Source organism: Eikenella sp. NML070372, assembly GCF_001648415.1.
GTDB classification, from domain to species: domain Bacteria; phylum Pseudomonadota; class Gammaproteobacteria; order Burkholderiales; family Neisseriaceae; genus Eikenella; species Eikenella exigua.
In genome coordinates this window covers 125065-149495 of sequence record NZ_LXSN01000003.1, presented here as the reverse complement: position 1 = coordinate 149495, position 24431 = coordinate 125065, and the positions used below count along the sequence as shown (strand labels likewise).

The 24431-nt window shown below is 56.6% G+C and carries 22 protein-coding genes, 3 pseudogenes and 1 riboswitch; of the genes and pseudogenes, 12 read left to right on the top strand and 13 right to left on the bottom strand.

From position 1 onward, the window contains the following. Nucleotides 1-19: 19 nt before the first annotated feature. A complete protein-coding gene (locus A7P97_RS00955) occupies nucleotides 20-517 on the bottom strand; it encodes a cupin domain-containing protein (RefSeq protein WP_067529947.1) in 498 nt (165 codons plus the stop codon). Nucleotides 518-710: 193 nt separating this feature from the next. Then, entirely contained in the window at nucleotides 711-1046 is a 336-nt protein-coding gene (locus A7P97_RS00950) for a hypothetical protein (protein ID WP_156497459.1), read from the bottom strand. Between the two features lie 548 nt (nucleotides 1047-1594). On the opposite strand from A7P97_RS00950, the gene ffh reads away from it, so the two are divergent. From ffh to A7P97_RS00925, 5 genes are all read left to right on the top strand, one after another. Continuing rightward, entirely contained in the window at nucleotides 1595-2956 is a 1362-nt protein-coding gene (ffh, locus tag A7P97_RS00945; RefSeq protein WP_067529945.1) for a signal recognition particle protein, read from the top strand. 207 nt (nucleotides 2957-3163) lie between these two features. Continuing rightward, nucleotides 3164-3862, top strand: a complete 699-nt coding sequence (locus A7P97_RS00940; protein WP_067529944.1) for a DUF3108 domain-containing protein — start codon at nucleotides 3164-3166, stop codon at nucleotides 3860-3862. Nucleotides 3863-3990: 128 nt separating this feature from the next. Beyond that, on the top strand, nucleotides 3991-5253 hold the full coding sequence (locus A7P97_RS00935; RefSeq protein WP_067529943.1) for an RsmB/NOP family class I SAM-dependent RNA methyltransferase: 1263 nt from the start codon (nucleotides 3991-3993) through the stop codon (nucleotides 5251-5253). A gap of 129 nt (nucleotides 5254-5382) precedes the next feature. Further along, on the top strand, nucleotides 5383-5697 hold the full coding sequence (gene grxD, locus A7P97_RS00930) for a Grx4 family monothiol glutaredoxin (protein ID WP_067448881.1): 315 nt from the start codon (nucleotides 5383-5385) through the stop codon (nucleotides 5695-5697). A 134-nt stretch (nucleotides 5698-5831) separates the two neighbouring features. After that, nucleotides 5832-6125 carry an H-NS family nucleoid-associated regulatory protein gene (locus tag A7P97_RS00925; RefSeq protein ID WP_067439840.1) on the top strand — a complete coding sequence of 98 codons (294 nt, stop codon included), beginning with the start codon at nucleotides 5832-5834 and terminating at the stop codon, nucleotides 6123-6125. Nucleotides 6126-6561: 436 nt separating this feature from the next. Here the strand turns inward: A7P97_RS00925 and A7P97_RS00920 are convergent. From A7P97_RS00920 to A7P97_RS00905, 4 genes and pseudogenes are all read right to left on the bottom strand, one after another. Next, a pseudogene (locus A7P97_RS00920) lies at nucleotides 6562-7290 on the bottom strand (amino acid ABC transporter ATP-binding protein); the annotation flags it as partial. A 1-nt stretch (nucleotide 7291) separates the two neighbouring features. Further along, nucleotides 7292-7961 (bottom strand): annotated as a pseudogene (locus tag A7P97_RS00915) (amino acid ABC transporter permease). A gap of 255 nt (nucleotides 7962-8216) precedes the next feature. Beyond that, complete coding sequence (rmuC, locus tag A7P97_RS00910; RefSeq protein ID WP_067529942.1) at nucleotides 8217-9770, bottom strand: DNA recombination protein RmuC; 1554 nt, start codon at nucleotides 9768-9770, stop codon at nucleotides 8217-8219. Nucleotides 9771-9851: 81 nt separating this feature from the next. Next, nucleotides 9852-10196 carry a barstar family protein gene (locus A7P97_RS00905; RefSeq protein WP_067529941.1) on the bottom strand — a complete coding sequence of 115 codons (345 nt, stop codon included), beginning with the start codon at nucleotides 10194-10196 and terminating at the stop codon, nucleotides 9852-9854. A gap of 506 nt (nucleotides 10197-10702) precedes the next feature. Between A7P97_RS00905 and purB the strand changes: the two genes are divergently transcribed. Beyond that, on the top strand, nucleotides 10703-12070 hold the full coding sequence (gene purB, locus A7P97_RS00895) for an adenylosuccinate lyase (RefSeq protein WP_067529939.1): 1368 nt from the start codon (nucleotides 10703-10705) through the stop codon (nucleotides 12068-12070). Between the two features lie 78 nt (nucleotides 12071-12148). Here the strand turns inward: purB and A7P97_RS00890 are convergent, their stop codons facing one another. The 4 genes and pseudogenes from A7P97_RS00890 to A7P97_RS00880 form a co-directional block, all read right to left on the bottom strand. Next, nucleotides 12149-12634: a hypothetical protein gene (locus tag A7P97_RS00890; RefSeq protein WP_067529938.1), complete on the bottom strand. Its 486-nt coding sequence runs from the start codon at nucleotides 12632-12634 to the stop codon at nucleotides 12149-12151. 290 nt (nucleotides 12635-12924) lie between these two features. Continuing rightward, a pseudogene (locus A7P97_RS10535) lies at nucleotides 12925-13281 on the bottom strand (tryptophan synthase subunit beta); the annotation flags it as partial. Next, the gene (locus A7P97_RS00885) at nucleotides 13277-14215 is read right to left on the bottom strand and encodes a DMT family transporter (protein WP_067529937.1); all 939 of its coding nucleotides are present in this window, start codon (nucleotides 14213-14215) and stop codon (nucleotides 13277-13279) included. The gene A7P97_RS00885 and the pseudogene A7P97_RS10535, both read right to left, overlap by 5 nt. Nucleotides 14216-14427: 212 nt before the next feature. Beyond that, nucleotides 14428-14522: riboswitch (TPP riboswitch) on the bottom strand. 230 nt (nucleotides 14523-14752) lie between these two features. Next, on the bottom strand, nucleotides 14753-15337 hold the full coding sequence (locus A7P97_RS00880; protein WP_067529936.1) for a uracil-DNA glycosylase family protein: 585 nt from the start codon (nucleotides 15335-15337) through the stop codon (nucleotides 14753-14755). Nucleotides 15338-15478: 141 nt separating this feature from the next. Here A7P97_RS00880 and A7P97_RS00875 point away from each other — a divergent pair, with 141 nt between their 5' ends. The 6 genes from A7P97_RS00875 to A7P97_RS00850 all read left to right on the top strand — a co-directional run bounded on the left by A7P97_RS00875 (nucleotide 15479) and on the right by A7P97_RS00850 (nucleotide 19959). Continuing rightward, nucleotides 15479-15697 carry a YdcH family protein gene (locus A7P97_RS00875; RefSeq protein WP_067439820.1) on the top strand — a complete coding sequence of 73 codons (219 nt, stop codon included), beginning with the start codon at nucleotides 15479-15481 and terminating at the stop codon, nucleotides 15695-15697. A gap of 263 nt (nucleotides 15698-15960) precedes the next feature. Then, nucleotides 15961-16416 carry a type II 3-dehydroquinate dehydratase gene (aroQ, locus tag A7P97_RS00870; RefSeq protein WP_067530077.1) on the top strand — a complete coding sequence of 152 codons (456 nt, stop codon included), beginning with the start codon at nucleotides 15961-15963 and terminating at the stop codon, nucleotides 16414-16416. 36 nt (nucleotides 16417-16452) lie between these two features. Beyond that, nucleotides 16453-16914 carry an acetyl-CoA carboxylase biotin carboxyl carrier protein gene (accB, locus tag A7P97_RS00865; protein WP_067439817.1) on the top strand — a complete coding sequence of 154 codons (462 nt, stop codon included), beginning with the start codon at nucleotides 16453-16455 and terminating at the stop codon, nucleotides 16912-16914. A 60-nt stretch (nucleotides 16915-16974) separates the two neighbouring features. Then, nucleotides 16975-18354 (top strand): acetyl-CoA carboxylase biotin carboxylase subunit, encoded by a 1380-nt coding sequence (gene accC / locus A7P97_RS00860; RefSeq protein WP_067529935.1) that lies wholly within the window; start codon nucleotides 16975-16977, stop codon nucleotides 18352-18354. A gap of 244 nt (nucleotides 18355-18598) precedes the next feature. Next, nucleotides 18599-19564, top strand: coding sequence for a S49 family peptidase (locus tag A7P97_RS00855; RefSeq protein ID WP_067529934.1), 966 nt, complete (start codon nucleotides 18599-18601; stop codon nucleotides 19562-19564). Between the two features lie 158 nt (nucleotides 19565-19722). Next, nucleotides 19723-19959, top strand: coding sequence for a GlsB/YeaQ/YmgE family stress response membrane protein (locus A7P97_RS00850; RefSeq protein WP_067439810.1), 237 nt, complete (start codon nucleotides 19723-19725; stop codon nucleotides 19957-19959). Nucleotides 19960-20205: 246 nt separating this feature from the next. On the opposite strand, the gene topA is transcribed toward A7P97_RS00850, so the two are convergent. The 3 genes from topA to dprA all read right to left on the bottom strand — a co-directional run bounded on the left by topA (nucleotide 20206) and on the right by dprA (nucleotide 24400). Then, a complete protein-coding gene (gene topA / locus A7P97_RS00845; protein WP_067529933.1) occupies nucleotides 20206-22506 on the bottom strand; it encodes a type I DNA topoisomerase in 2301 nt (766 codons plus the stop codon). A 188-nt stretch (nucleotides 22507-22694) separates the two neighbouring features. Continuing rightward, nucleotides 22695-23165, bottom strand: a complete 471-nt coding sequence (locus A7P97_RS00840) for a DUF494 family protein (protein WP_067529932.1) — start codon at nucleotides 23163-23165, stop codon at nucleotides 22695-22697. Further along, nucleotides 23162-24400 (bottom strand): DNA-processing protein DprA, encoded by a 1239-nt coding sequence (gene dprA, locus A7P97_RS00835; protein ID WP_067529931.1) that lies wholly within the window; start codon nucleotides 24398-24400, stop codon nucleotides 23162-23164. The genes A7P97_RS00840 and dprA overlap by 4 nt, the downstream gene beginning before the upstream one ends. Between the last annotated feature and the right edge of the window lie 31 nt (nucleotides 24401-24431).

Genomic DNA, 24431 nt, shown 5'->3' with positions numbered 1-24431 from the left:
CTGCCGTTATCGCGTCAGATTACTGTGCAGCCGGAGCCGTGCTCGGCAACTGGCCGATAAAGTTGATGAAGCGCAGCGGCCGGCGGCCGGTGTTTTTCAGCGCATGCGACTGACCGGGGCGGGCGATGGTGATGTCACCGGCAGACACGGGCACTTCCTTACCGTCTGTACCCATAAACGTGCCGCGGCCTTCCACAATCAGGTACACGTCTTCATTGTTGGTGTGCTTGTGCAGGCCGATAGACGCACCCGGCGGCAGCGTGAGCCAGCCGATTTCGCGGATAGCATCTTGCTCGCCAGTTTGGTGGCGGGTGTAGGCAAAACGTCCCAGCAGCCTGCCTTCGCCGCCGCCGGCTTTTTCGCGGTCCCACTGCTGCAAGTTGGACATTCTGTACACCTGCACGCTGCGGTCTACCGGCGTTTTGCTCGGTTCGTTCGTGCCCTGCACACCATGCGCCCAAGTGCCGGCGCTGGCAAACAGAGCGGAAGCGACAACGGACAACATCACTTTTTTCATCGGGTATCTCCTGTGGTTGGAATGAAGAGGAAACAAAGGATTTGGTGCAGAATAGGTGGTGGAACGGGAGTGGTCAAGATAGCTCATAAATGGAAACCAGTTTATTTGCTGTTTGTTTGATGTATGCTAAAAATTATGTTTACCAATGCTGCTTGAAAACTTGCCGAAGTGCTTTTCAGGTAGCCTTTCGCCTTCACACTTGGTGCAGCAACACCTGCAACACAAACTTGCTGCCCACAGAAATGCTCAGCAGCACAAAACCCGCCAGCATGCTTTGAAACATCAGCTTTTCCAGGCCCAACAGCGGTGGCAAAACGACATTAGCGGCGAAATGCGGTGACTGCGCAGGCGGCGGTTCAGCAGCAAAACCAACGGCGCAAGCAACGCGGCAATATCGAACAGGCCGTACGATAACACCGATGTGCCCATAGAGAAAGGGCATATTGCCCACCGCATAATCCGCGCCCAGCGCCGGCCACTGCGCGGCAGCTGGCATGGAAAGCGCGGCAAAAGGGTAGAGCAGTTGCAAACCCCTCAGCGAATAAAAGAAACTGCCGCGCCAACACAACAGCAGCATCAACTAGGTAACCAGACACAGGGCATAGCCGATGCCGTTGGGGAAGCGGCTGAGTAGCAGCGGCTGACACACTACCGCCGCGTGCACGGGCAGCTGCGCCACCAGCAACAGCAGCTCACCTTTGAGCGGGCATGGCTGCCGGTCATCCTGCCTCCCGAACCACTAGGCAAACACGCCCATGCCGCCGTAGAGCAACGCAAGCAAAATAAACAATTCCGGCCATGCTTCTTTATAGTGTAAAATACTACGATTTTAGCAAACTTTGCGGCCTGTCAGGGGCTGTCTGAAAGCGATGTTTTGGTGAAGCTGAAGTTGGATTTCTCAAAACCGAAAAGCTTGGAAAGGCTACCTGAAAAACCCAGCTTCAACAAAGTTTAAAAAAGCTGTTATCCCTATCCCTATCCTGAATAAACCATCCATTTGTCGGTCGGGTGAAACCACCCTAAAACAAGACAAGCCAACGCAGCATCTTGGCAGCTTCACCTGGCATAAGGAACAATATGTTAGATAATCTATCCGGCCGCCTCAGCCAGTGGGCCAAAAAAATGCGCGGCCAAGCGCGCCTCTCCGAAGACAACATCAAAGAAGCCCTGCGCGAAGTGCGCATGGCGCTGTTGGAAGCCGACGTGGCGTTGCCGGTGGTGAAAGACTTTATGGCCAATGTGAAAGAACGCGCCGTTGGCCACGAAGTGATCGGCAGCCTCACGCCCGGCCAGGCCTTTATCGGCGTGGTAAACCAGGCGCTTACCGAGCTGATGGGCACGCAAAACAGCAGCCTCAATCTGGCCGCCGTGCCGCCTGCCGTGGTGCTGATGGCCGGCCTGCAGGGGGCGGGTAAAACCACCACCGCCGGCAAGCTCGCCCGCCTGCTCAAAGAAGAGCAGCGCAAGAAAGTGCTGCTGGTGTCGGCCGACATATACCGCCCCGCCGCCATCGAGCAGCTGCGCCTATTGGCCAAACAAGTGGGCGCGGATTTCTTCCCCTCCGACGTTTCCCAACAGCCCGTGGCCATCGCCCAAGCCGCGCTGGATTACGCCAAAAAGCATTTCTACGATGTGCTGATGGTCGATACCGCCGGCCGATTGGCGGTGGACGAAGTCATGATGGCCGAAATCAAGGCGCTGCATGAAGCCGTAAATCCGGTGGAAACCCTGTTTGTGGTGGATGCCATGCTCGGCCAAGATGCCGTGAACACCGCCCAGGCCTTCAACGAAGTCCTGCCGCTCACCGGCGTTATCCTTACCAAAATGGACGGCGATGCACGCGGCGGCGCGGCACTTTCCGTGCGCCACGTTACTGGCAAGCCGATTAAATTCATCGGCACCGGCGAAAAAATCGGCGGCCTCGAGCCTTTCTACCCCGACCGCATCGCCGGCCGCATTCTCGGTATGGGCGACGTGCTCAGCCTGATTGAAGACGTGCAAAAAGGCATCGATCAGGAAGTGGCCGAGCGCATGGCCAAAAAGCTGCATAAAGGCAAAGGCTTCGACCTGAACGATTTCAAAGCCCAAATCCAGCAGATGCGCAATATGGGCGGCATCGAATCGCTGATGTCCAAACTGCCCGGCGAGATGGGGCAGCTTTCCGCACAAATCCCGGAAGGTACGGCGGAAAAAGCCATGAGCAAAGTGGAAGCCATCATCAATTCCATGACCCCGAAAGAGCGCGCCAATCCGGCCCTGCTCAAAGCCAGCCGCAAACGCCGCATCGCCGCCGGCGCCGGCACCACCGTGCAGGAAGTGAACAAAATGCTCAAGCAGTTCGAGCAGTCGCAAAAAATGATGAAAATGTTCGGCGGCAAAGGCATGGGCAAACTCATGCGCATGGCGCAAGGCATGAAAGGCATGTTCCCCGGGCATTAAAATCAGCCTAGCACAAAATAAAATACCGAAAGGCTACCTGAAACTGATGTTTCAGCTTAGCTAAACGAACGTAGGGAATTTTTACAAAGCTAAAATTCCCGTCAAACCATATAACCGCCGCCCCTCCAATGCAAAACTTAAGGCTATAATGCCGCCGCAAAGCTGCTGCGCGCGGCATGCCATCCCTTTTCACCAAAGGAATTTCAAATGACCAGTCTCACCCTCCGCCTCGGTACTGCCGCCGTCCTGTGCGCCGCCGCGCTGGCCTCGCCCGCCGCCGCTGCCGAAACCACCTTCCCTAAAAGCGCCGAGCTGCACTATATCGGCCCCTACGGCGTGCCCGCCGTGATGACCTTCAACCAAAACGGCGGCCGCTACAACGTAAACGCCGACATCAACGTGCCGCTCTACAAAATGCGCTTTTCTTCCAGCGGCAGCATCAGCGGCAACCGCCTGCAGCCCGCCCGCTACAGCGACACCCGCAAAGGCCGCGCCTATGCCGGCGCCACCTTCGATTACGGCAGCAAAACCATCACCTACGGCAAAGCCGGTCACACCGAAAGCCAGCCGCTTGCCGGCCCCACTTTCGACCTCTTCACCCTGGCCTGGCAGCTTGCGCTCAACAACGGCCAACTGCCTGCCAACCTGCACATTACCAACGGCAAACGTGTTTATCCCGTGCGCGGCATGACCCGCCTGCCTTCCGCCCGCTACAACATCAACGGCGCCAGCATTGCGGTAAACCGCTTCCGTGTACAGCGCGGCGGCGACACCATCGAATATTCCTTCGCCCCCGATTTTGCCAACATCCCCGCCCTCATCAAATACACCGACGACGGCAAAACCTACGAGCTCAAACTGCGCAGCGGCAAAATCGACGGTACACCCCTGCAGCCGCCCAAGTAAGCAGCAACACAGGCTACCTGAACTACCAAACCTAACAGACAAGCCGCACCGCAGCCTGTCTGTTTCTTATCTGCCCATTTTCAGGTAGCCTTCCCCCTTCCCAGGCTACCTGAAACCACCACTCCGAAATGACCCCCGCCCAACTCCTCCACACTTCCACCCTGCTCGGCCAAGTGCTCGGCTTCGAGCAGCCCGCTGACGCCCTCGTTTCCACCTATTTCCGCAGCCATAAAAAACTCGGCCGCCAAGACCGGCACGAAATTGCCGAAACCGTGTTCGCCGCCCTGCGCCATTTGCAGAAAATCCAAAGCGTGCTGCCCGAGCCCGTGCGCCAATCCCGCCGTGCCGCGCTGGCTGCCCTGGTATTGGGGCGCGGCATCAGCATTTCCGCCTTGGCTGATTGTGCCAATGCAGAAGAGACTGAGTTTCTAGGCTACCTGAAAACCAAAAAACCCGAGTTTGCCGCGCAGCTGAACACCGCCGCCGAACTGCCTGAATGGCTCATCGCCCAACTGCGCGCCCAAGGTTGGAGCGACGAACACATCCTCGCCTTCGGCCGCAGCACCGCCACTCCTGCCCCGCTCGATTTGCGCGTGAACACCCTCCAAGCCAAACGAGACAAAGTGCTTGCTCAACTGCAAGATGAAGGCATCCGCTGCGAAGCCACGCCTTATTCGCCGTGGGGCATCCGCCTGTACGACAAATCCGCCCTCATGCGCCACCCGCTGTTTTTGGAAGGCGCCATCGAAGTACAAGACGAAGGCAGCCAGTTGCTTGCCCGCCTCACTGGCGCACGGCGCGGCGAAATTATCGTCGATTTCTGCGCCGGCGCAGGCGGCAAAACCCTCGCCTTGGGCGCCGCCATGAACAACAGTGGCCGCCTCTACGCCTTCGATGTGGCTGAAAAACGGCTGGCCAAACTCAAGCCGCGCATGGTGCGCGCCGGCCTCACCAACATCAGTCCGCAGCGCATCGGCAGCGAAACCGACCCGCGCCTCGAACGCCTCATCGGCAAAGCCGACCGCGTGCTGGTGGATGCGCCCTGCTCCGGGATGGGCACCCTGCGCCGCAACCCCGATTTGAAATACCGCCAATCGCCCGAACGCATTGCCGAATTGGAAAAGCAACAGGCCGCCATCCTCGAAGCTGCCGCCCGCCTGGTGCGCCCCGGCGGCCGTTTGGTGTATGCCACCTGCAGCGTGCTCGCCGCTGAAAACGAACACCAAGCTGAACGCTTCAGTGCCGCTCATCCCGATTGGCAGCTGGCAAACGCCACCGGACTCCTGCCCGATTGCCCCGAACTGTTTTCAGGTAGCCCCTATCTGCAACTCGCTACGGCCACCCATCACACCGATGGTTTCTTTGCCGCCGTATGGATACGCCCCGGATAGTCGTCAGATCGGTTATAGTGCATCAACTTCGCTTCCGCTTCTTGTATCGAAAGCAGATTTAATCCGCTATAATGACTGCCGTTTCGCATCCGCATTTTTATCCATATTTGATCCATAAGAAGAAACACTATGAGCATCCAAGAAGAAATCAGACAATTCATAAACAGCAACCGCATAGTGCTGTTTATGAAAGGCACCAAACAATTCCCGCAATGCGGCTTCTCCTCCCGCGCCGTGCAAATCCTGCAAGCCGCAGGCTGCAATGATTTCGTTACGGTAAACGTATTGGAAAACCCCGAAATCCGCCAAGGCATCAAAGAATACGCCAACTGGCCCACCATCCCGCAGCTGTATGTAAACGGCGAATTCGTGGGTGGCTCCGACATTTTGATGGAAATGTATGAAGCCGGCGAATTACAGGATTTGCTGAAAGCCGAAGCCTGATTTACCATAACGAAACTGAGCCGGTTTGGCGCGTATCTGTGCCAAACCGGCAATTTATTTCTGGCATAAGGAACCGAAATACCCTTATAATCAACCCCGAAATAAATTTTAACAACCTTCACAAAGGAAACATCATGGCAGCACGTGAGACTCTAGACCAACTCTTGGAACAGAAGAAAACCTTGGAAGACCGAATCCAACGCCGTTTGGTTTCCGAGCGTAAAAAGAAAGTTAATCAAATTCTGGCCATTATGCGAGACTTTGAAATCAGCATTGCCGATATCGAAGCAGGCCTGAAAGAAAAACAAAGCCGCCCGCAATACCGCAATCCGAAAACCGGCGCAGTGTGGGGCGGCGTGGGTAAACGGCCGAAATGGATTGTAGAAGCCCAAGAAAAAGGCATCGACATCAAGAAATTCTTGGTATAACCGTTGCCTACAATAAAAAAGGCTACCTGAAAACTCAAAATCTGTGTTTTCAGGTAGCCTTTTCCATGTTGGGCGGCAGGGAAATGTGCCAATTGGAAAAGCATTTTGAGATTACCATTATGAATTGATATAAGCCGATTTCGGCAGATGCAAAATATCCATTTTATTAACGATAACGGAAGCTTTGTTTTTTGTTCCTGCCACAGGATCAATCTACACGCCACCCTATTATTTTAACTTCATTGACGCTCATGTTTTTAAGTAGCCTCTACCAATTACATTCCTCCATAAGGATAGCCCATATGGAACAGTTAAACACTCTGTTTCTGATTATGGTCTTGTTTCTGTTTGTCAGTGTGGTGACCACCCGTATATCGGAGCGACTCGGTATGCCTCTGCTGTTGGTTTTCCTCGTTGTGGGCATGCTGGCGGGCGAATAATCCGCGCCGCTGAGAAACTGTTGGGTGCAGCTGCTTTCCGGTTTGGTGAAGAGTTTAGCGGATGTACTTTCTTCGATGATGTTTCCTTGACCCATAAAGATAATCCGGTCGGCCACCTTAGTGGCGAATTCCATTTCGTGGGTAACGATGAGTATGCTCATGCCTTCGCGCGCCAGCTCCAGCACCACATCCAACACCTCGCGCACCATTTCCAGGTCGAGCGCGGCGGTGATTTCATCCAGCAGGATCACTTCCGGGTTCATGCACAGCGCGCGCACGATGGCGATACGCTGCTTCTGCCCGCCGGAAAACTCACGCGGGAAGGCGGTTTTGCGGTTAAGCAAGCCCACGCGGGCCAGCAGCTTGTCGGCCTGTGCCTCCACTTCTTCGCGGTGGCGCCCTTGTGCCTTCAGCGGGCCGAGCAGGATGTTATCGATCACGTTCATGTGGGCAAACAATTCATAGCTTTGAAACACCATGCCCACTTTCTGGCGGGCGGTTTCCCACGGCACGTCTTTGCCGAATTCGCCCACGCCTTCCATTTCGATGCTGCCACCCTGGTGCGGCTCCAAGCCGTTGATGCAGCGCAGCAGGGAACTTTTGCCGCTGCCCGACGGGCCCAAAATCACCACCACCTCGCCCTTCTCCAGGCTCAAATCCAAATCCTGCAGCACCACGGTATCGCCGTAGCCCTTGCGCAGGTGGCGCACGTTTAGCAAAGCCATATCAGCTCTCCCAATTTCTTTCCCAAATAGCCCGCCAGCAACGAAAGCGGCCGGCAGCACAAGAAATACAGTATGAAAATCAGGCCATGCACCCAAAACGAAGCGTTCGGCATGGTAAGTAGGGAATTCTCGATAATCTGTTGCCCCCCCTCCACCACTTCCACTACGCCGGTCAAGGTGGCCAGCGAGCTGGTTTTCACCATACGCGTGAATAAGTTAATTGCCCCCGGCAGCGCCCGCTGCACGCTCTGCGGCAGCTCGATATACCAAAACACCTGCCGCTGGTTCAGCCCCAGCGCCTTGGCCGATTCCACCTGATGCTTTTCAATCGATTCCAGCGCGCCGCGCACCAAATCACCCATCTCGCCGGTGCCCCAAACCACAAACACCCAAATGCACACCCACACGCCGCTCAGATGGATATCCGTCCAGGCCGATAGCCCGAAATACAGTACAAACAACTACATCAGAATCGGCACGATCCGTACCACTTCCAAATACAGTGCACCCACAAACCACGCCAGCGGATGATGCACCCGCATCAGCAGCCCGAACAGCGTGTCCAACACACAGGGAAGCGTTATCGAAATCAACGAAATCTTTACCGTGAGCCACAAGCCTTGCGCCAAGCGCGCCGCATTATGGCCGGCAAACAGCCACTCAAGCACCATATTTCTCCTCCTGCAGCCTTTTTTCTACATCGCTAAAAGGAGGTACTAATGTAGATTAAGAAGCACAAGTGGGGAGACTACCTAACAATATTAAGAAGAGCAGGTAGAATAAAATGTTGGCGTAGTAGCGCTGCTGTTTTACTATTGCATTGTGGTTTACGCTTTCAGTGAGGCACAAATATCGGGCATAAATGCTCAAGTTACGGCAGCATACAATATTTAAGAGGCTACCTGAAATTTTCAGGTAGCCTCTCCCTACACCTTGTCTGCCGCGCCGCCTGTTTTATCTTCCAGCGCCTCCGGCTCTTCGCTGCCGGCTTGTTCCACCAGTTGCGCGTCGAGCCGTTTGCCGGCTTTCACGCCCATTTGGCGCAGTTTTTCCACGCGGCCGACTAAGTTGCCGCGGCCGCTGTGGAGCTGTTTGTGGGCGGCTTGGTAGCTTTCTTGCGCCTGCTGGAGGTTTTTGCCCACTTTTTCCAGCGTTTCCACGAAGCCGACGAATTTGTCGTAGAGTTTGCCGCCTTCATCGGCAATCTGCAGGGCGTGGCGGTTTTGGTATTCGTGCCGCCAGATGTTGGCCACAGTGCGCAGGGTGGCCAGCAGCGTGCTGGGGCCGACCAGGATGATGCGTTGGTCGAAACAGGTTTGGAAGAGCTCGGGGTCTTGCTGCAGGGCGAGCAGGTAGGCGGGCTCCACGGGCACGAACATGAAGACGAAATCGAGCGATACCAGGCCTTCGATGTCGCTGTAGCGTTTGGCGGCGAGCTCTTTGATGTGCTGGTGTACGGAGGCGAGGTGGGCGGCGAGCTCGGCTTCGGCGGCTTCGGGGCTTTCGGCGCGGGTGTAGCGCACGTAGGCGGTGAGCGATACTTTGGAATCGACGATGATTTGTTTGTTGTCGGGCAGGTTGATGAGCACGTCGGGCTGGAGGTAGCGGCTTTCGCCGTCGCTGCCGGTTTGGCGGCCGCCGCTTTGCACGAAGTATTCTCGCCCTTTCACCAGGCCGGAGTTTTCCAGCACTTTTTCCAGAATCATCTCGCCCCAGTTGCCCTGGCTTTTGTTGCGGCTGCCGGTGAGGGCTTGGGTAAGGGCTTGGGCGTCTTGGTGCAGCCGGGCGTTGAGCTGTTGTAGGCGTTTGAGTTCGTTTTCCAGCGTGAGCCGCTCTTTGGCTTCTTTTTCGTAGGTGTTTTGCACGAGCTGGCTGAAGCCTTGCAGTTTCTCGCTCAAGGGATTGAGCAGTTGGTCGAGCTCTTGGCGGTTTTGCTCGGAAAAACGGCGGCTTTTTTCTTCGAGGATTTGGTTGGCGAGGTTTTGGAATTGTTCGCCTAGGTTTTGGCGGGCTTGGTTGAGCAGGGCGATTTGTTCGGCGTGGGCTTGCTGCTGCTGTTCGATTTGGGTTTGTACGCGCTCGTGCTGCAGGCGGCTGGCGGCCAGCTCTTGGCGGGCGGTTTCGTAGCGCTGTTGGAGTTGCTGTTGCTGTTCGGCGGCTTCGGCCAGGCGGTTGGTGAAATGTTGCACCGATTGCTCGGCGGCGGCGGCGCGGGTTTGGTAATCCTGTGCGGCTTGGCGGGCGGCGGAAAGCTGCTGCTGGCTGTCGGCCAGGTTTTGGGCGGTGTGGCCGAGTTGCTGTTCGTTTTGCTGCCAGGCTTGCTGTTGCAGGGCGAGCTGGTGTTGCAGGCGGTCGGCTTCCTGCTGGTGGCGGTGTTGCGCGGCTTGGTTGCGGGCGTTTTGCCATAGCCAGACGATGAGTGTGCAGAGTAGGGCGGCGGCAAAGCAGGCGGCAAGCAGGACGGGAAGGGTGAAGGTCATAAAAGGCTACCTGAAAAACGATGTTTGGGTGAAGCTAAAGCGTAAGCTTCAACGAAGTTTAAATGGGGAACGGTTGGCGGTTTAATCCGCTATCGAAATCCGCACGATTTTATTCTCTTGCGGGTTGCCATGCCAATAATTGCGGTATAGCTCCAGGCAGTCGGCAATATCGGCAAACAGTTTGGGCTGGCGTTGCTTGAGGTCGGCCAGGCCGCAAAAGGCGATGTGGATTTCGCGTTGCGGCAGCCAACCCAAGTCGCGCATGCAGCCGTTGAGCGAATCGAGGCCGCCGCTGAAACAGGCGGGCAGTTCGAAGGCTTCTTGCATGCGCTGCATCAGGCTGTGCGGGGTTTTGATGCGGGATAAATCTACGCTGATGGCGAGGATGTCCGGGCTGGGTAGGGTTTGGCGGATAAAGCGGCTCATAGAAGTGTATTGGTAGCTATCTGAGAGTAAACGAATTTTGTGAGGTATACATTGGGTTTCGGCAGCTTACCAAATTTCAGGTAGCCTTCGCCATTTCCTGCCTACTCGCCTTTGCGCCTCATGCCGGCGCGGACACTTCCTTTTCTTTGCTTCGCCAAAGAAAAGAAAGCAAAAGAAAGGCGACTGCGGGCACAGGTTTGGCTTCGCCAAACTTCCCTCACTCCGCGCGGTTTTTCGGGCACAAAGAGAAATTGGATTAGCTGTAACTTGCGGCTGCGCTGCTTCGGGCATGCAAGCCCTTGTTCCCCGAAAAACCGCACTTCGTTCGGCTGCGCCAGCAGAGAGGGCGTTGCGGCAACCGTTCGTACCCCCCCCCCATCTTCCGTGTTTGGTTATCGGGAAAGGTCATCAATCTACGAATTATGAATTCTACCGCTTTCAGGTAGCCTTCTCGCTTTTCGGGTAGAATACCGCCGTTTTGTTGGCCTTTTTTCATAGGAAACCACATGTCTGCCCTGCTTGCCCTTTCCCCGCTCGACGGCCGCTATGCCGCCGCTGTTGAAGCCCTGCGCCCCGTTTTTTCCGAATACGGCCTGATCCGCGCCCGCGTGCGCGTGGAGCTGGAATGGCTCAAATCGCTGGCTGCCGCGCCCGAAATTAGCGAAGTGCCTCCTTTTCCCGCCGCCACCTTGGCCGAAATCGATGCCGTGATTGCCGGCTTTTCGCCCGAACACGCTGCCGAAGTGAAAGCCATCGAAGCCACCACCAACCACGACGTGAAAGCCGTGGAATACTGGCTCAAACAGCGCTTCGAGAGGCTACCTGAAATCCAAAAGGCAAACGAATTTATCCACTTTGCCTGCACCAGTGAAGACATCAACAACCTTTCCCACGCCCTGATGCTGCGCGAAGCCCGCGATAGCGTGCTGCTGCCCAAGCTGGCCGAAATCGCTGCCAAACTGCGCCAAATGGCACACAGCCTAGCCGCCCAACCCATGATGAGCCGCACCCATGGCCAGCCCGCCACGCCCACCACCCTGGGCAAAGAAATCGCCAACGTGCTCGCCCGTTTGCAGCGCCAAACCGCCCAGCTGGAGAAACAGGAATTCCTCAGCAAAATCAACGGCGCCGTGGGCAACTACAACGCCCATCTCTCCGCCTACCCCGATATGGATTGGGAAGCGCATTGCCGCCGCTTTGTCGAACAATCGCTCGGGCTCACCTTCAACCCCTACACCATCCAAATCGAGCCGCACGACTACATGGCCGAGTTCTTCCAAACCCTCAGCCGCATCAACACCATCCTCATCGACTTCAACCGCGACGTGTGGGGCTACATTTCGCTCGGCTATTTCAAACAAAAAGTGAAGGCCGGCGAAGTAGGCTCCTCCACCATGCCGCACAAAGTGAACCCCATCGACTTTGAAAACTCCGAAGGCAACCTCGGCACCGCCAATGCCATCCTCGGCTTCATGGCCGAGAAACTGCCCGTCTCCCGCTGGCAGCGCGACCTGACCGACAGTACCGTGCTGCGCAATATGGGCGTGGGCGCCGGCTACACCCTGCTCGGCTGGGCCGCCCACCTGTGCGGCCTGAACAAACTCGAAGCCAACCCCGCCGCCATGCAGGCCGACCTCGACGCTACCTGGGAGCTCCTAGCCGAGCCCATCCAAACCGTGATGCGCCGCCACGCCGTGCCGCGGGCCTACGAACAACTCAAAGCCCTCACCCGCGGCCAAGACGGCATCACGCCTGCCACCCTCCAGTCCTTCATTCGCGGCCTTGCCATCCCCGAAGAAGCCAAAGCGCGCCTGCTCGCGCTCACTCCCGCGCTGTATGTAGGCAAAGCGGAGGAGCTGGCCAAGCGAATTTAACGCCGATTGCTTGCCTGTAAACAACAAAAAGCTACCTAAGAATTTCAGGTAGCCTTTCATCTTTAGCCATACAGCCGATTAATAAACCGGAGACTGCCCCGCCGGTAGCACGCGGGTTATGCCATTGGCGCTTCGCAGCACGCGCACGCGCTGGCCGGGCTGGAATTGGATGTCGCTTTTTTGCACCACGGAAATTGCATCGTGCGAGCCTTCGAGCTGCACCACGATTTCATAGCCGCGCTGGCTGTCGAGTCCGCGTGTGAGCGACTGCGTGCCCAAGCCACCTACAATCGCGCCCAAAATTGCGCTCACCGCTTTACCCCGGCCTTCGCCGAAATTGCTGCCGCCGATGCCGCCCAGCAGAGAGCCGGCAGTGGTGAGCAGCGGGTTGTCTTCGCCACGTATGGTGGTGGGTGTTACCGACAGCACTTCACCGTAGTAAACCTGTGCTGTGTTTTGTGCTTGGGAGGTGGTGTATTGCAAGGCGGAACTGTTGGCGCAGCCGCCCAGGTTCAGCAGCAGGGCGGCGGATACGGCAGCGGCAAGCATACGTGAAGCAGACATGGCGTTTCCTGAAAGTATGATTAAACAAAATTATATAGTGGATAACATTATAGTGGGTTAAATTTAAACTAGTGCAGCGTTGGCTCGTCTTGTTGTACTACTTGTACTATCTGCGGCTTGCCGCCTCGCTCTGATTTTTGCTGAACCACTATATTTTTCGATATGGAGGAATGCCTGCTTTCCCTGTCGTATGAGGCTACCTGGAATCCGCGTGTTTTGAGTTCGGCTTTGAATAATTGTTCCAGCCACTGGCGTTTTACTCTGTCGCGGAATTTTCACGCCCGCTTTCAGCTTGCCGTGTATTCCACGCGGCCGATGTTGGCCAAAGGGCGGTGTTCCGAGTTGATGCTGGGATAGTTGATGCTGGCGGAAACGGAATGTGTGCCGAGCACTTGGCTGTTGTCGTCCCGCAATTAATAGCTGCGGAAACCGTGCAGCACACCGATGAGGCGTATACTGCTTCCAGTATACGGGAAACAGGCCGATGGCGTTGTTGCTGCCACCCACACAGGCCATGGCCACGTTGGGTTGCCGCCCAATCGCTTCCTGCATCTGTGCTTTGACTTCGGTGTCATGTCGTCCATGCGGGTGGTTCATTCTAGCATGGCTTCGTTCATCGTGTCTTTGAGCGTACGGCTGCCACTATTCCACGCTTTCCAAAGCCCGTTTTCTTGCCGCACCCCATTCCGAAGCCGCAATCCCTGCCGCCACCAAGATTAAGGCCGTGAGCACATAGCCGCCCAGCCGCTCGTCTGGAAAGGCCGCCGCGCCTACCAACGCGCCGAACACCGGCAGTAGATTCATCGTGAGCGCCGCACGCCCCGCGCCAATCGCAATCACGCTCTCCATATAAAACAGCTTGGACAAAATCGCGATAAACACAGAAACATAAAGCAGCAGCAGCCAAGCCTGCCACGGCGGTATTCGGAAGCCTTTCTCCACCCCTTCCCACACATAAAACGGTGCACTCACCACCACCGCCGCCACGCACATCGCCCACAGCAGGCTTGCCCAATGCACCTTCGGCGCAGCGCGCAACGCCAGCGAATAACCCGCATAAATCAAAGAAGTTACCAGCGCCAGCGCATCCCCTTGTGACAAACCTGTTTCCAGCAGCGCGGCCGGATTGCCCTGGCCTACCACCCATACCACGCCCGCAAACGACAGCCCCACCCCCAGCCATTGCAGCCAATGCGCCCGCGTGCGCCAAAACAGCACTTCCGCAAGCAACACCATCACCGGAATCAGCGCCGTGATAATCGACACATTCACCACTGCCGCCCTGCGCGCGAACGCGCTATAGAGCACAATATTAAACAGCGCAAACCCGCTGCCGCCCACCAGCAACAGCCACAACGCACGCGGCTTGAGCACAGGCAGATCCGCCCGAATCCGCGCGCGGAACAGCCACGAAAGCAGCAAGGCCGCCAGCACCCAGCGCCAAAACGTAAACTCATAAGGCGAAAGCCAAGCCTTGCCCAGCTTGCCCGCCACATTGCTCGTGACCCAAAACGCCGGTGCCAAAAACAGCATCACATAAGGGTGCGGCAGGCCGTTTGCCTGCCAAATACGGAAACGCATGGTTTAATCCTCTTGCAACAGCCCGCCGCCGGCGGAAGGCTACCTGAAAAATATTTACTGCGAAAACACAGTTGCTTACGGGCGAAGATTGCATGCCATGCTCAGGACAACAGTCAACAAAAAACGCCCTGATAAATCGGAGCGCATCATCACGTTGCCGCGGCAGAATCCGCTCTGCCGCCTGCGGCCAATCAAACCGGGCAGCATCCCACCTAAACCGGCCACGAGTTCCCTCCGCCGGCATTAACCGGTTCAGGTGCAACGGGTATGTTCTCAGCCGCGCAAGGCAGCACCCCGACTCAAGGTGGCGGATTATAGTGGAATTCCTAATCCGCTGCTATGGAGTAGTGCGCCTGGCTGTATTGTTCATGCTGTCTGCGTTTGGCCGCCTTGCATCAGTACAGTGAATGAAGAATTTCACGATATGGTTTTCTGCGGCATGGTTGAGAGGGGTGGGGTTGTACGCAGCCATTTGAAGTGCCGAATCTTTCAAATTTTCAGGTAGCCTTAAGCCACTTTGTAAAGGCTACCTGAAAACTACACCAATCCCACCATCTCGAAAAACGCCCGATATGCCGCTGCTTTTTTCTGCAAACTCAGCGGATACGCCCGCGAGGTGGAAGGCAGGCGGGTGAGGGTGAGATTCCGATTGGCCAAAGTGAAGGGCAGCGTTTCGCCTGTTTTCGGTATTTTCGGCGTATCGGGCAGTAGGGAGAGCAGCACTTCGGTGGCCTTGCCGCCGGTGGTGCATATATGGCGGCAACGTGGCAGCTGGGTGAGTACGGCGGGCAAATCCACGGTTTCCACCACGCGCAGGAATTTGTCGGAGGCATTATCTTGTTCACGCACGGCTTTGAGCACGGTGGGGCAGGAAGCGATGCCGCGCTCGCGCAGGAAGGCTTTGATTTTTTCCGCGTCAAACGCTTTTTCGCCCGCTTTTTGGAAATGCGCGGCATCGTTGAAGAATACGAGCCCGTATACGCGCCACATATCGTTGATGAAATTGGGATAATGAAACAGCATGGCGTGTTTGTCGGCCTTGGGCGGGAAGGTGCCCATCATCATCACGGTGGCATCCGGCGGCAGTAGGGCGGGGAAGGGGTGGCTTTCGATTTCGGGCATGGTGGCAGTGCAATAATTTAGAGGGTTTCATTATAAAGCGAATAAAAGCAGGAGCCGTTCGATTTTTCCCGCCGGCTATGATAAAGTACAGTCAAGATAAAAAGTTTGTTCAACCCTTGCCCACTCGAAAGCGAGAAAACAATGTTCCCCGAATACCGCGACCTCATCAGCCAGCTCAAACAATCCGACAAGCGCTTTGCCCGCCTGTTTGACGAACACAACGAGCTGGACGAAAAAATCGCCAATATGGTTAAAAACCCGGTTACCGGCAATTTGGACGAAGTGGAAGTGCTGAAAAAACAGAAGCTGCATTTGAAAGACCAGCTCTATCAAATTCTGAGACAGCACGACAAGAAATAAATACTTGCCTGGCAAAGGGCACAGAAGGCTACCTGGAAGTTTAGCTTCGCAGAAACTTAGCTGCGCTGCGTTTCAGGTAGCCTTTACTGCTTTAAATACGGTCAAAGCTGCCGCTTAACAAACTCTGCCGTTTCCATACAGATAAATACAAAAACTGGACATTTCCCCCACTATCGCCGAAAATAAACATCTTGCCCGCCAGCGGCAAACTGCGTTTTCAGGCGCAATTATTCATTTCAACCGAATTTAAACTGCCCTCCAGCATGAAACCCGCCATCCTCGTTATGCACGGCCCCAACCTCAATCTTTTGGGGCAGCGCGAACCGGAAATCTACGGCCGCACCACCCTTGCCGACATCAATGCCGGTCTGCAGGCGCGCGCCGAAGCTGCCGGTTATGCCTTTGAAGCCGTGCAGAGCAATGCCGAAGCCGTGCTGGTGGAGCGTGCCCAGGCGGCCATGGCCGACCATACCGCCTTTATCATCATCAACCCGGCAGCCTACACCCACACCAGTGTCGCCCTGCGCGATGCGCTTGCCGCCGCCGGCAAACCCTTTATCGAAGTCCACCTCTCCAACGTGCACGCCCGCGAGCCCTTCCGCCGCCATTCCTATTTTTCCGATTTGGCGCAGGGCGTGATTTGCGGGCTGGGCGCACAAGGCTACTCCGCCGCGCTGGATTTCGCCATTGAATACTTGCAACAAAAACAGGCCGGCTAAAGCCCGGCTCCGAATCCCTTAAAAGGACCTCTCATTATGGATTTACGCAAACTCAAAAAACTCATCGACTTGGTGGAAGAATCCGGCATTGCCGAGATTGAAGTAACCGAAGGCGAAGAAAAAGTGCGCATTACCCGCTCGCTGGCCGCGCCGCAGCCCGTGTATGCCGCCGCGCCTGCCGTGGCCGCCGCTCCGGCTCCCGCCGTGGCCGCTGCCGCGCCCGTTGCAGCCGCAGGCGCGCCTGCCGCACCCGCCCGCGATTTGAGCAAAGCGCAAACCTCGCCCATGGTGGGCACTTTCTACCGCGCCCCCGGCCCGAACGCGCCGGTGTTTGTGGAAGTTGGCCAGAGTGTGAACGCCGGCGACACCTTGTGCATCATCGAAGCCATGAAGCTGATGAACGAAATCGAAGCCGAACGCAGCGGCGTGGTGAAAGAAATTCTGGTGGAAAACGGCCAGCCGGTGGAGTTTGGCGAGCCGCTGTTTATCATCGAATAATTTTTCAGGTAGCCTCCTGCTGCGGCATAAAGGCTACCTGAAAACCATAAGGCAAAGATTATGCTGAAAAAAGTCCTCATCGCCAACCGTGGCGAAATCGCCCTGCGCGTATTGCGCGCCTGCCGCGAAATGGGCATCGCCACCGTGGCCGTGCATTCCACTGCCGACAACGACAGCCTGCACGTTAAGCTGGCCGACGAATCCGTCTGCATCGGCCCCGCCCCCTCTGCGCAGAGCTATCTGCACATTCCCTCCATCATCGCCGCCGCCGAAGTAACCGGCGCCGACGCCGTCCACCCTGGCTACGGATTCCTGGCTGAAAACGACCGCTTTGCCGAGCAGGTGGAAGAATCCGGCTTCATCTTCATCGGCCCGCGTGCCGATACCATCCGCCTGATGGGCGACAAAGTGTCTGCCAAAAAAGCCATGCTCGAATCCGGCGTGCCCTGCGTGCCTGGCTCGGATGGCGCACTTTCCGACGACCCCGACGAAATCCTCAAAACCGCCGAGCGCGTGGGCTACCCCGTGATCATCAAAGCTTCTGGCGGCGGCGGCGGGCGCGGCATGCGTGTGGTAGAAAAACGCGAAGACCTGATTAAGGCCGTGGAAATGACCAAGGCCGAAGCTGAAGCCGCTTTCGGCAATCCGATGGTGTATATGGAACGCTTCCTGCAACGCCCGCGCCACGTGGAAGTGCAGGTGCTGGCCGACGAGCACGGCAACGCCATTTATCTGGGCGAGCGCGACTGCTCCATGCAGCGCCGCCACCAAAAGGTGATCGAAGAAGCCCCTGCGCCTGGCATCACCGCCAAAGAGCGCGAGAAAATCGGCAAAGCCTGCGTGGCTGCCTGCAAACGCATTGGTTACCGCGGTGCTGGCACATTTGAATTTCTGTACGAGGACGGAGAATTCTTCTTCATCGAAATGAACACCCGCGTGCAGGTAGAACACCCCGTAACCGAGCTGATTACTGGCATCGACATCGTGCAGGAGCAGCTGCGCATCGCCGCCGGGCTGCCGCTGCAATACAAGCAGAAAGACGTGGTGATCCAAGGACATGCCTTCGAATGCCGCATCAACGCCGAAGACCCCTACAGCTTCATCCCCAGCCCGGGCTGCATCACCAGCTGCCATCTGCCCGGCGGCTTCGGCGTGCGCGTGGACAGCCACATTTATCAGGGCTACCGCATTCCGCCGAACTACGACAGCCTCATCGGCAAAATCTGCGTGTATGGCAACGATCGCGAGCAGGCCATCGCCAAAATGCACGTTGCCCTCTCCGAGCTTACCGTGAGCGGCATCAAAACCAATGCCCTGCTGCACGACGACCTATTCCGCGACCCTGGCTTCACCAAAGGCGGCGTGAGCATCCACTATCTGGAGCACTGGCTGGAAGAGCGCAAAGCCCAGCTGCAAGCTGAAAAGCAGGCTGAAAAATAGTTTGTTGTCAGATGAATAAAAGGCTACCTGAAAAGTGTTTCTGCTTTTCAGGTAGCTTTTGTTTTCAGGTAGTCAGTGGGTTAGCCGGCCCTAGACATCTTTGGTAGGCAACCATAAGGGCTACTTGAAACCGCTGCCGCTGCCGCGTGTTACAATAGTCACCCTTTCCCGTCGAAATCAGGCGCATACCGTTTTCAGGTATGCCCTTCCGGCATTCCACATCATTCCAAGAAAGTTACCCGCCATGAAACACATCATTCGCCGCAATAGCGAGCCGAACAGTGGCAACTGGGAGCGCGACACCCTGGAAAAACTCCTGCTCGAAGCTTACCGCGAGCAACGCCGTGCCCGCATTTGGAAGCTCATTTTCCGCCTGTTGCTCATCGCCTTCCTGGCTCTCTATCTGTTTGCCATTTTCGGCAATATAGGCAGCCTCAATCCCGCCGCTGCCGGGCCGCATACCGCAGTGATCCGCTTGGAAGGCGCGATTACCGCCGGCGAAAACCAGGCCGGCAAACTGCGCCAAGGCCTTGAAGCCGCCTATAAAAACAAACAGGTACGCGGCATCATCATCCGCGCCAACAGCCCTGGCGGCTCGCCCGTGGTATCTGGCGTAGCCTACCGCGAAATCCGACGCCTGCGCGCCGAGCATCCCAACATCCCCGTGTATATGGTGGCCGAAGACATGTGCGCCTCTGGCTGTTACTACATCGCCGCCGCCGCCGATAAAATCTATGCCGACCCCTCCAGCATCGTCGGCAGCATCGGCGTGATCGGCAGTAGCTTCGACCTCACCGGCCTGATGCACAATATGGGCATCCAACGCCGCCTGCGCACTGCTGGCAGCAACAAAGGCATGGGTGACCCCTTCAGCCCGGAAACCCCCGAGCAAACCGCCATTTGGCAAGGCATGCTGGACGACATCCACCAGCAATTCATCAAAGCCGTGCGCGACGGGCGCGGCAAACGCCTGCACGAAGCCGACCATCCCGACCTGTTCAGCGGCCGCGTATACACCGGCAACGAAGCCCTCAGAACCGGCCTCATCGATGGCCTGGGCGATATCTACAGCGTATCGCGCGACATCATCAAAGCCCCCGAGCTGGTGGACTACACCCCTGCCGATGACATCAGTCGCCTGTTCAGCAAAGGAGTAGGCACCAGCGTGCGCCAAAGCTTGCAGGAAGCCGTGCAGGAACAGCCGTGGTAGGAACTTAGTTTGTTGCTTTGGTTAAATAGGAAAGGCTACCTGAAAACGAGCTCCGCGAGTTTCTGCGAAGCTAAAATTCAGGTAGCCTTTATCTTGAAAAGCCGGCCGTTTGCCTGATATGTATGCCATCTAATCACACCATAAGAGGAAAACCAACCATGATCGGTACCATCATCATCGGCTTCATCATCGGTGTTTTGGCCAAATTCCTGTATCCGGGCGGGCAACGCTTGGGTATCATCATGACTACGTTACTCGGCATCGGTGGCTCGGTGCTGGCCAGCTGGGTTGGGCAGATGATGGGCTGGTATGCCATCGGGCAGCCAGCAGGCTGGGTTGCATCCACGCTGGGCGCCGTGGCTATTTTGGCTATTTTCGCGAACCTGCGGAAATAATGTCCCCCTGCTGACAACCGAAAGCAGCCTCAACCGATAGCGGTTGATGGCTGCTTTTTTATGTTCTAGCGTTGTACGGTAAATCTATTTGCATCCAGGATAACGTTGGCCGGGTTTGCTGTACTTAACTACACTTTTGCGGCTAGCTGCTTTGTCCTAATTTAAATTTGATTTATATATTTGCTCAATAAAGGCTACCTGAAAAATATTGCTCATTTTCAGGTAGCCTTTCGTTTATTTACGGCTTTAGCCTTTCAGGGCGGGCGGTTCGATTTGCTCTTTCCAGCCGCACTCTTTCTGTGGGCAGACTTTTTCCACACCCCAGCGTTTGGTGGTTTTGATGGTGAGCACTGGCCAGTGGCATTTCGGGCATTCTTCGGCCACGGGCGGGTTCCAAGTGGCGTAGTCGCAGTCGGGGTAGGTGTTGCAGCTGTAGAACAGCTTGCCGTAGCGCGATTTGCGCTCGATCAGGCTGCCTTTGCCGCATTTGGGGCAGGCCACACCGGTGTCTTTGGGTTTTTCCAAGGGTTCGATGTGTTTGCACTTGGGGTAGTTGGCACAGCCGATGAATTTTCCGAAACGGCCTTTTTTATACACAAGCTGACCGCCGCATTTAGGACATTCGCGCCCTTCTACGATGGTGGGCTCTTCAGCGGCTTTGGCAGCTTCGTCGGCGGTTTCGTTGAGATTGCGGGTGTAGTCGCAATCGGGGTAGCCGGAGCAGGCGATGAAGCGGCCGCGTTTGCCGAATTTGATTTGCAGCTTGTGTTGGCCGCATTTGGGGCAGGTTTCGTCCAGCTCTTCGGTGGTGATTTTGGCGCGCTCGATGCCGGCTTTTTCCTCAATCTGTTTGTGGAAGCCTTTCCAGAATTTGTCCATCACGGGAATCCACTGCCGCTTGCCGTTGGCAATGTCGTCGAGCTGGTCTTCTAGCTTGGCGGTAAAGTCGTAATCCACGTATTGGGTGAAGTGTTCGGTGAGGAATTTGTTCACGATTTCGCCGGTGTCGGTGGGCAGGAAACGGCGCTGGTCGATAGTTACGTATTCGCGGTCTTTCAGGGTTTTGATGATGCTGGCGTAGGTGGAGGGGCGGCCGATACCGAACTCCTCTAAGGCTTTTACCAGCGTGGCTTCGTTGAAGCGGGGCGGTGGCTGGGTGAAATGCTGCTCGCCGTAGAGTTTGTTCACAGGCAGAGCGTCGCCCACGGCCAATTCGGGCAGTTTTTTGTTGTCTTCATCCTCGTCGTCATCATCGTGGCCCTCCTGATACACGCTCAGGAAGCCGGCAAATACGAGCACTTGGCCGGTAGCGCGGAATACGCCTTCGCCCACGCCGATGTCCACGGTGGTGGCATCGAATTTGGCTTCCACCATCTGGCAGGCCATGGTGCGCTGCCAAATCATTTGGTAGAGCTTGAACTGGTCGGCGGACAGGAAGGGCTTCACGCTTTCGGGCGTGCGGTACACCGAAGTGGGGCGGATGGCTTCGTGCGCTTCTTGGGCGTTTTTGGATTTGGTGCGGTACATGCGCGGCGATTTGGGCAGGAAATCGGCGCCGATTTTGTTATCGATGTAGTGGCGGATTTCGGCTATCGCGTCTTGCGACAGGGTTACGCTGTCGGTACGCATGTAAGTAATCAGGCCGACCGAGCCTTGGCCGACGTCCACGCCTTCAAACAGCTGTTGGGCGGTGCGCATAGTGCGGTCGGTGGTGAAGCTGAGCTTGCGTACGGCGTCTTGCTGCATGGTGGAGGTGGTGTAGGGCGCGGCAGGCTTGTGGGTGGCTTTTTTCTTCACCACATCGAGCACTTGCGCCGGTTTGCCCTGCATGGCGGCCAGCACGGCGGCTTGGGCGGCTTCATTGGGTAGGGAGAACTGCTCCAGTTTGCTGCCCTGCCATTGGGTGAGCTTGGCGGCAAATTTTTGGCGGCCTTTGTGGCTGTCGAGGTGCACGCTCCAGTATTCCTGCGTTTCAAAGGCGCGGATTTCGTTTTCGCGTTCGCAAATCAGGCGCAGGGCGGGGCTTTGCACGCGGCCGGCGCTCAGGCCGCGCCGGATTTTTTTCCACAACAGCGGGGAGAGGTTGAAGCCGACCAGGTAATCCAAGGCACGGCGTGCCTGTTGCGCGTCCACCAAGCCCATATCGAGCTTGCGCGGCTGCTTGAGGGCTTCCTGCACGCCTTTTTTAGTAACCTCGTGGAACACCACACGCAGGGTGCGCTCGTCCAGATTTTTGATGCCGCGTTTGGTTTTGAGGATTTCGTAGATATGCCAGGAAATGGCTTCGCCTTCGCGGTCCGGGTCGGTGGCCAGATAGAGGGTATTGGCTTCTTTGGCGGCCGCCACGATGGCATCGATGTACTTTTTACTCTTGGCCGGCACTTCGTATTTCATGGTGAAATCGTGCTCGGGATCGACGGCGCCGTTTTTCGGCACCAAATCGCGTACATGGCCGAAGGAGGCCAATACTTCAAAATCGCTGCCCAGGTATTTTTTAATAGATTTGATTTTGTTGGGAGATTCCACAATCAGCAGGTTTTTCGACATAGTTTCCTCGCAAAATACTTTTGTTTTTAGCCACGCTGTAGCTAAGGAAATATAGTGCTTTAGCCAATAAAAGCAAGGTATCAGGTAGCCTTAATCCATCTTGGTGCAAGAGCGCCGTATTCAATCAAAGGCTACCTGAAAACCTTCATTTTTCAGGTAGCCTTTTTAATAAAGAGCAGCGGCCTTTTTCAATTCATCACCGCCTGACCATGCAGCAGGGCATTAACCAAATCATCGCTGATGAGCATCGGCAGCTCAGATTTGTCTGCCCACAACACCAAGAGCGACAGCACTTTCACGTGTGCATCGGTGAGCGGCTCGTCTGCTTTGGCCGAAAGGTGCATCAGCGCAAGCAGCACAAATTCCCGCTGTTCCACGGAGAGCGCGCCATTTTGCACCAAAAAGTGCAGCAAACCCAAAGCCTCGGGCGGCAAAGCGGCAAGCTCTTCGGGCAGATACACGCGCATCGCCTGCTCTTCGCGGAAATTGCGGTGTAGCGAGCGGCTGCGTTCTTGGAGCACGTTCATAAATAATAGCGTATCACGAATTTCCTCATCCTGGAAACCCACCTGCTCCAAGAGGTTGCCCAAGGCCTCGCTGGGAGGGCAGGTGTCGAAGTCTTGGAAGTTGTTTATCAAAAAGGCAATTACGTCAATCATTTGGTATTCCTATTTGGAGCAATACGTTGGTAACGGCCGCCAGAGAGCGGGGCAATTTGGCCGTTGATTTCTAATAAAGTCAGTTCGGCATACACATCGGCAGCGGGCAGTTTGAGCCGCTCGGCCAGGCTGTCGGGGTGTACTGCGTCGTAGCCCATGGCTTGCAGCAGCGGCGAGGTTTCCGTTTCGGCCGGCTCTGACGCGGTATCGGCCAAGATGGGCTGTTCGCTTGGAAGCGATTCAGTTTCGCGATGCTCGCCAGCTTCATTTTTGTTTCGCAGAAACTCACTACGCTCGTTTTCAGGTAGCCTTTTGGCTTGGGCTGCCGTTTGGCGGTTAGGCGATGCGGTTTGCGGCAGCTGCGGGCATTCTTCCAGAATATCGGCCAGCGTTTCGGTGAGCTTCGCGCCTTGCTTAATCAACGCGTGGCAGCCTTTGCTGTGCGGGTTGTCGATGGAGCCGGGCACGGCGAACACTTCGCGCCCCATGTCTGCCGCCAGCCGCGCGGTAATCAGCGAGCCGGATTCCAAAGCGGCTTCCACCACCAGCACGGCAGAGGAGAGGGCGGCAATCAGGCGGTTGCGTCGCGGGAAGTTGCCGGCCAGCGGGCGCGTGCCCAAGGGGAATTCGGAGAGCACGCAGCCTTCTTCGGCAATGCGGTGCGCCAGCGCTTTGTTGGCCACGGGATACACGCGGTCGATGCCCGTGCCCCACACCGCCACTGTGCCGCCCTGCTTGCGCAACGCGCCTTCGTGGGCGGCGCTGTCGATGCCGGCGGCCATGCCGGATACGGTTACGATGCCGGCAGCGGCCAATGCTTCGCCAAATTCACCGGCAATCCGCATCGCCTGCGGCGTGGCATGCCGGCTGCCCACGATGGCCACCGAAGGCCGATGCAGCCATTCAGTATTGCCGCGGGCAAACAATAAGGGCGGTGCGGTGATGCCTTCGCCCAATTGCGGCGGAAAATCTGCGTCGCAAGCCAACAATAAACGGCAGTTTTCCTGATGCTCCCATGCCAGCGCGGCTTCGGCTGCGGCCTCAGCCTCGTGGCGGCGGCTGCGCCAGGCTTCTTGCGCCGGGCGGCTGGGCAGAATGGCGCCCACTTCCTGCTCGGCAGCCCACACGGCGCCGGCCGAGCCGTAGTGGCGGCACAATTCGTAAAACGTTTCCGCGCCGATATACGGCATCAGCGCAAGCTGTATCCAAGCCAAACGTTCTGCGGAGTTTTCCATGTGTTTTACGTGTGCGGGGAAAGGGAGTTAG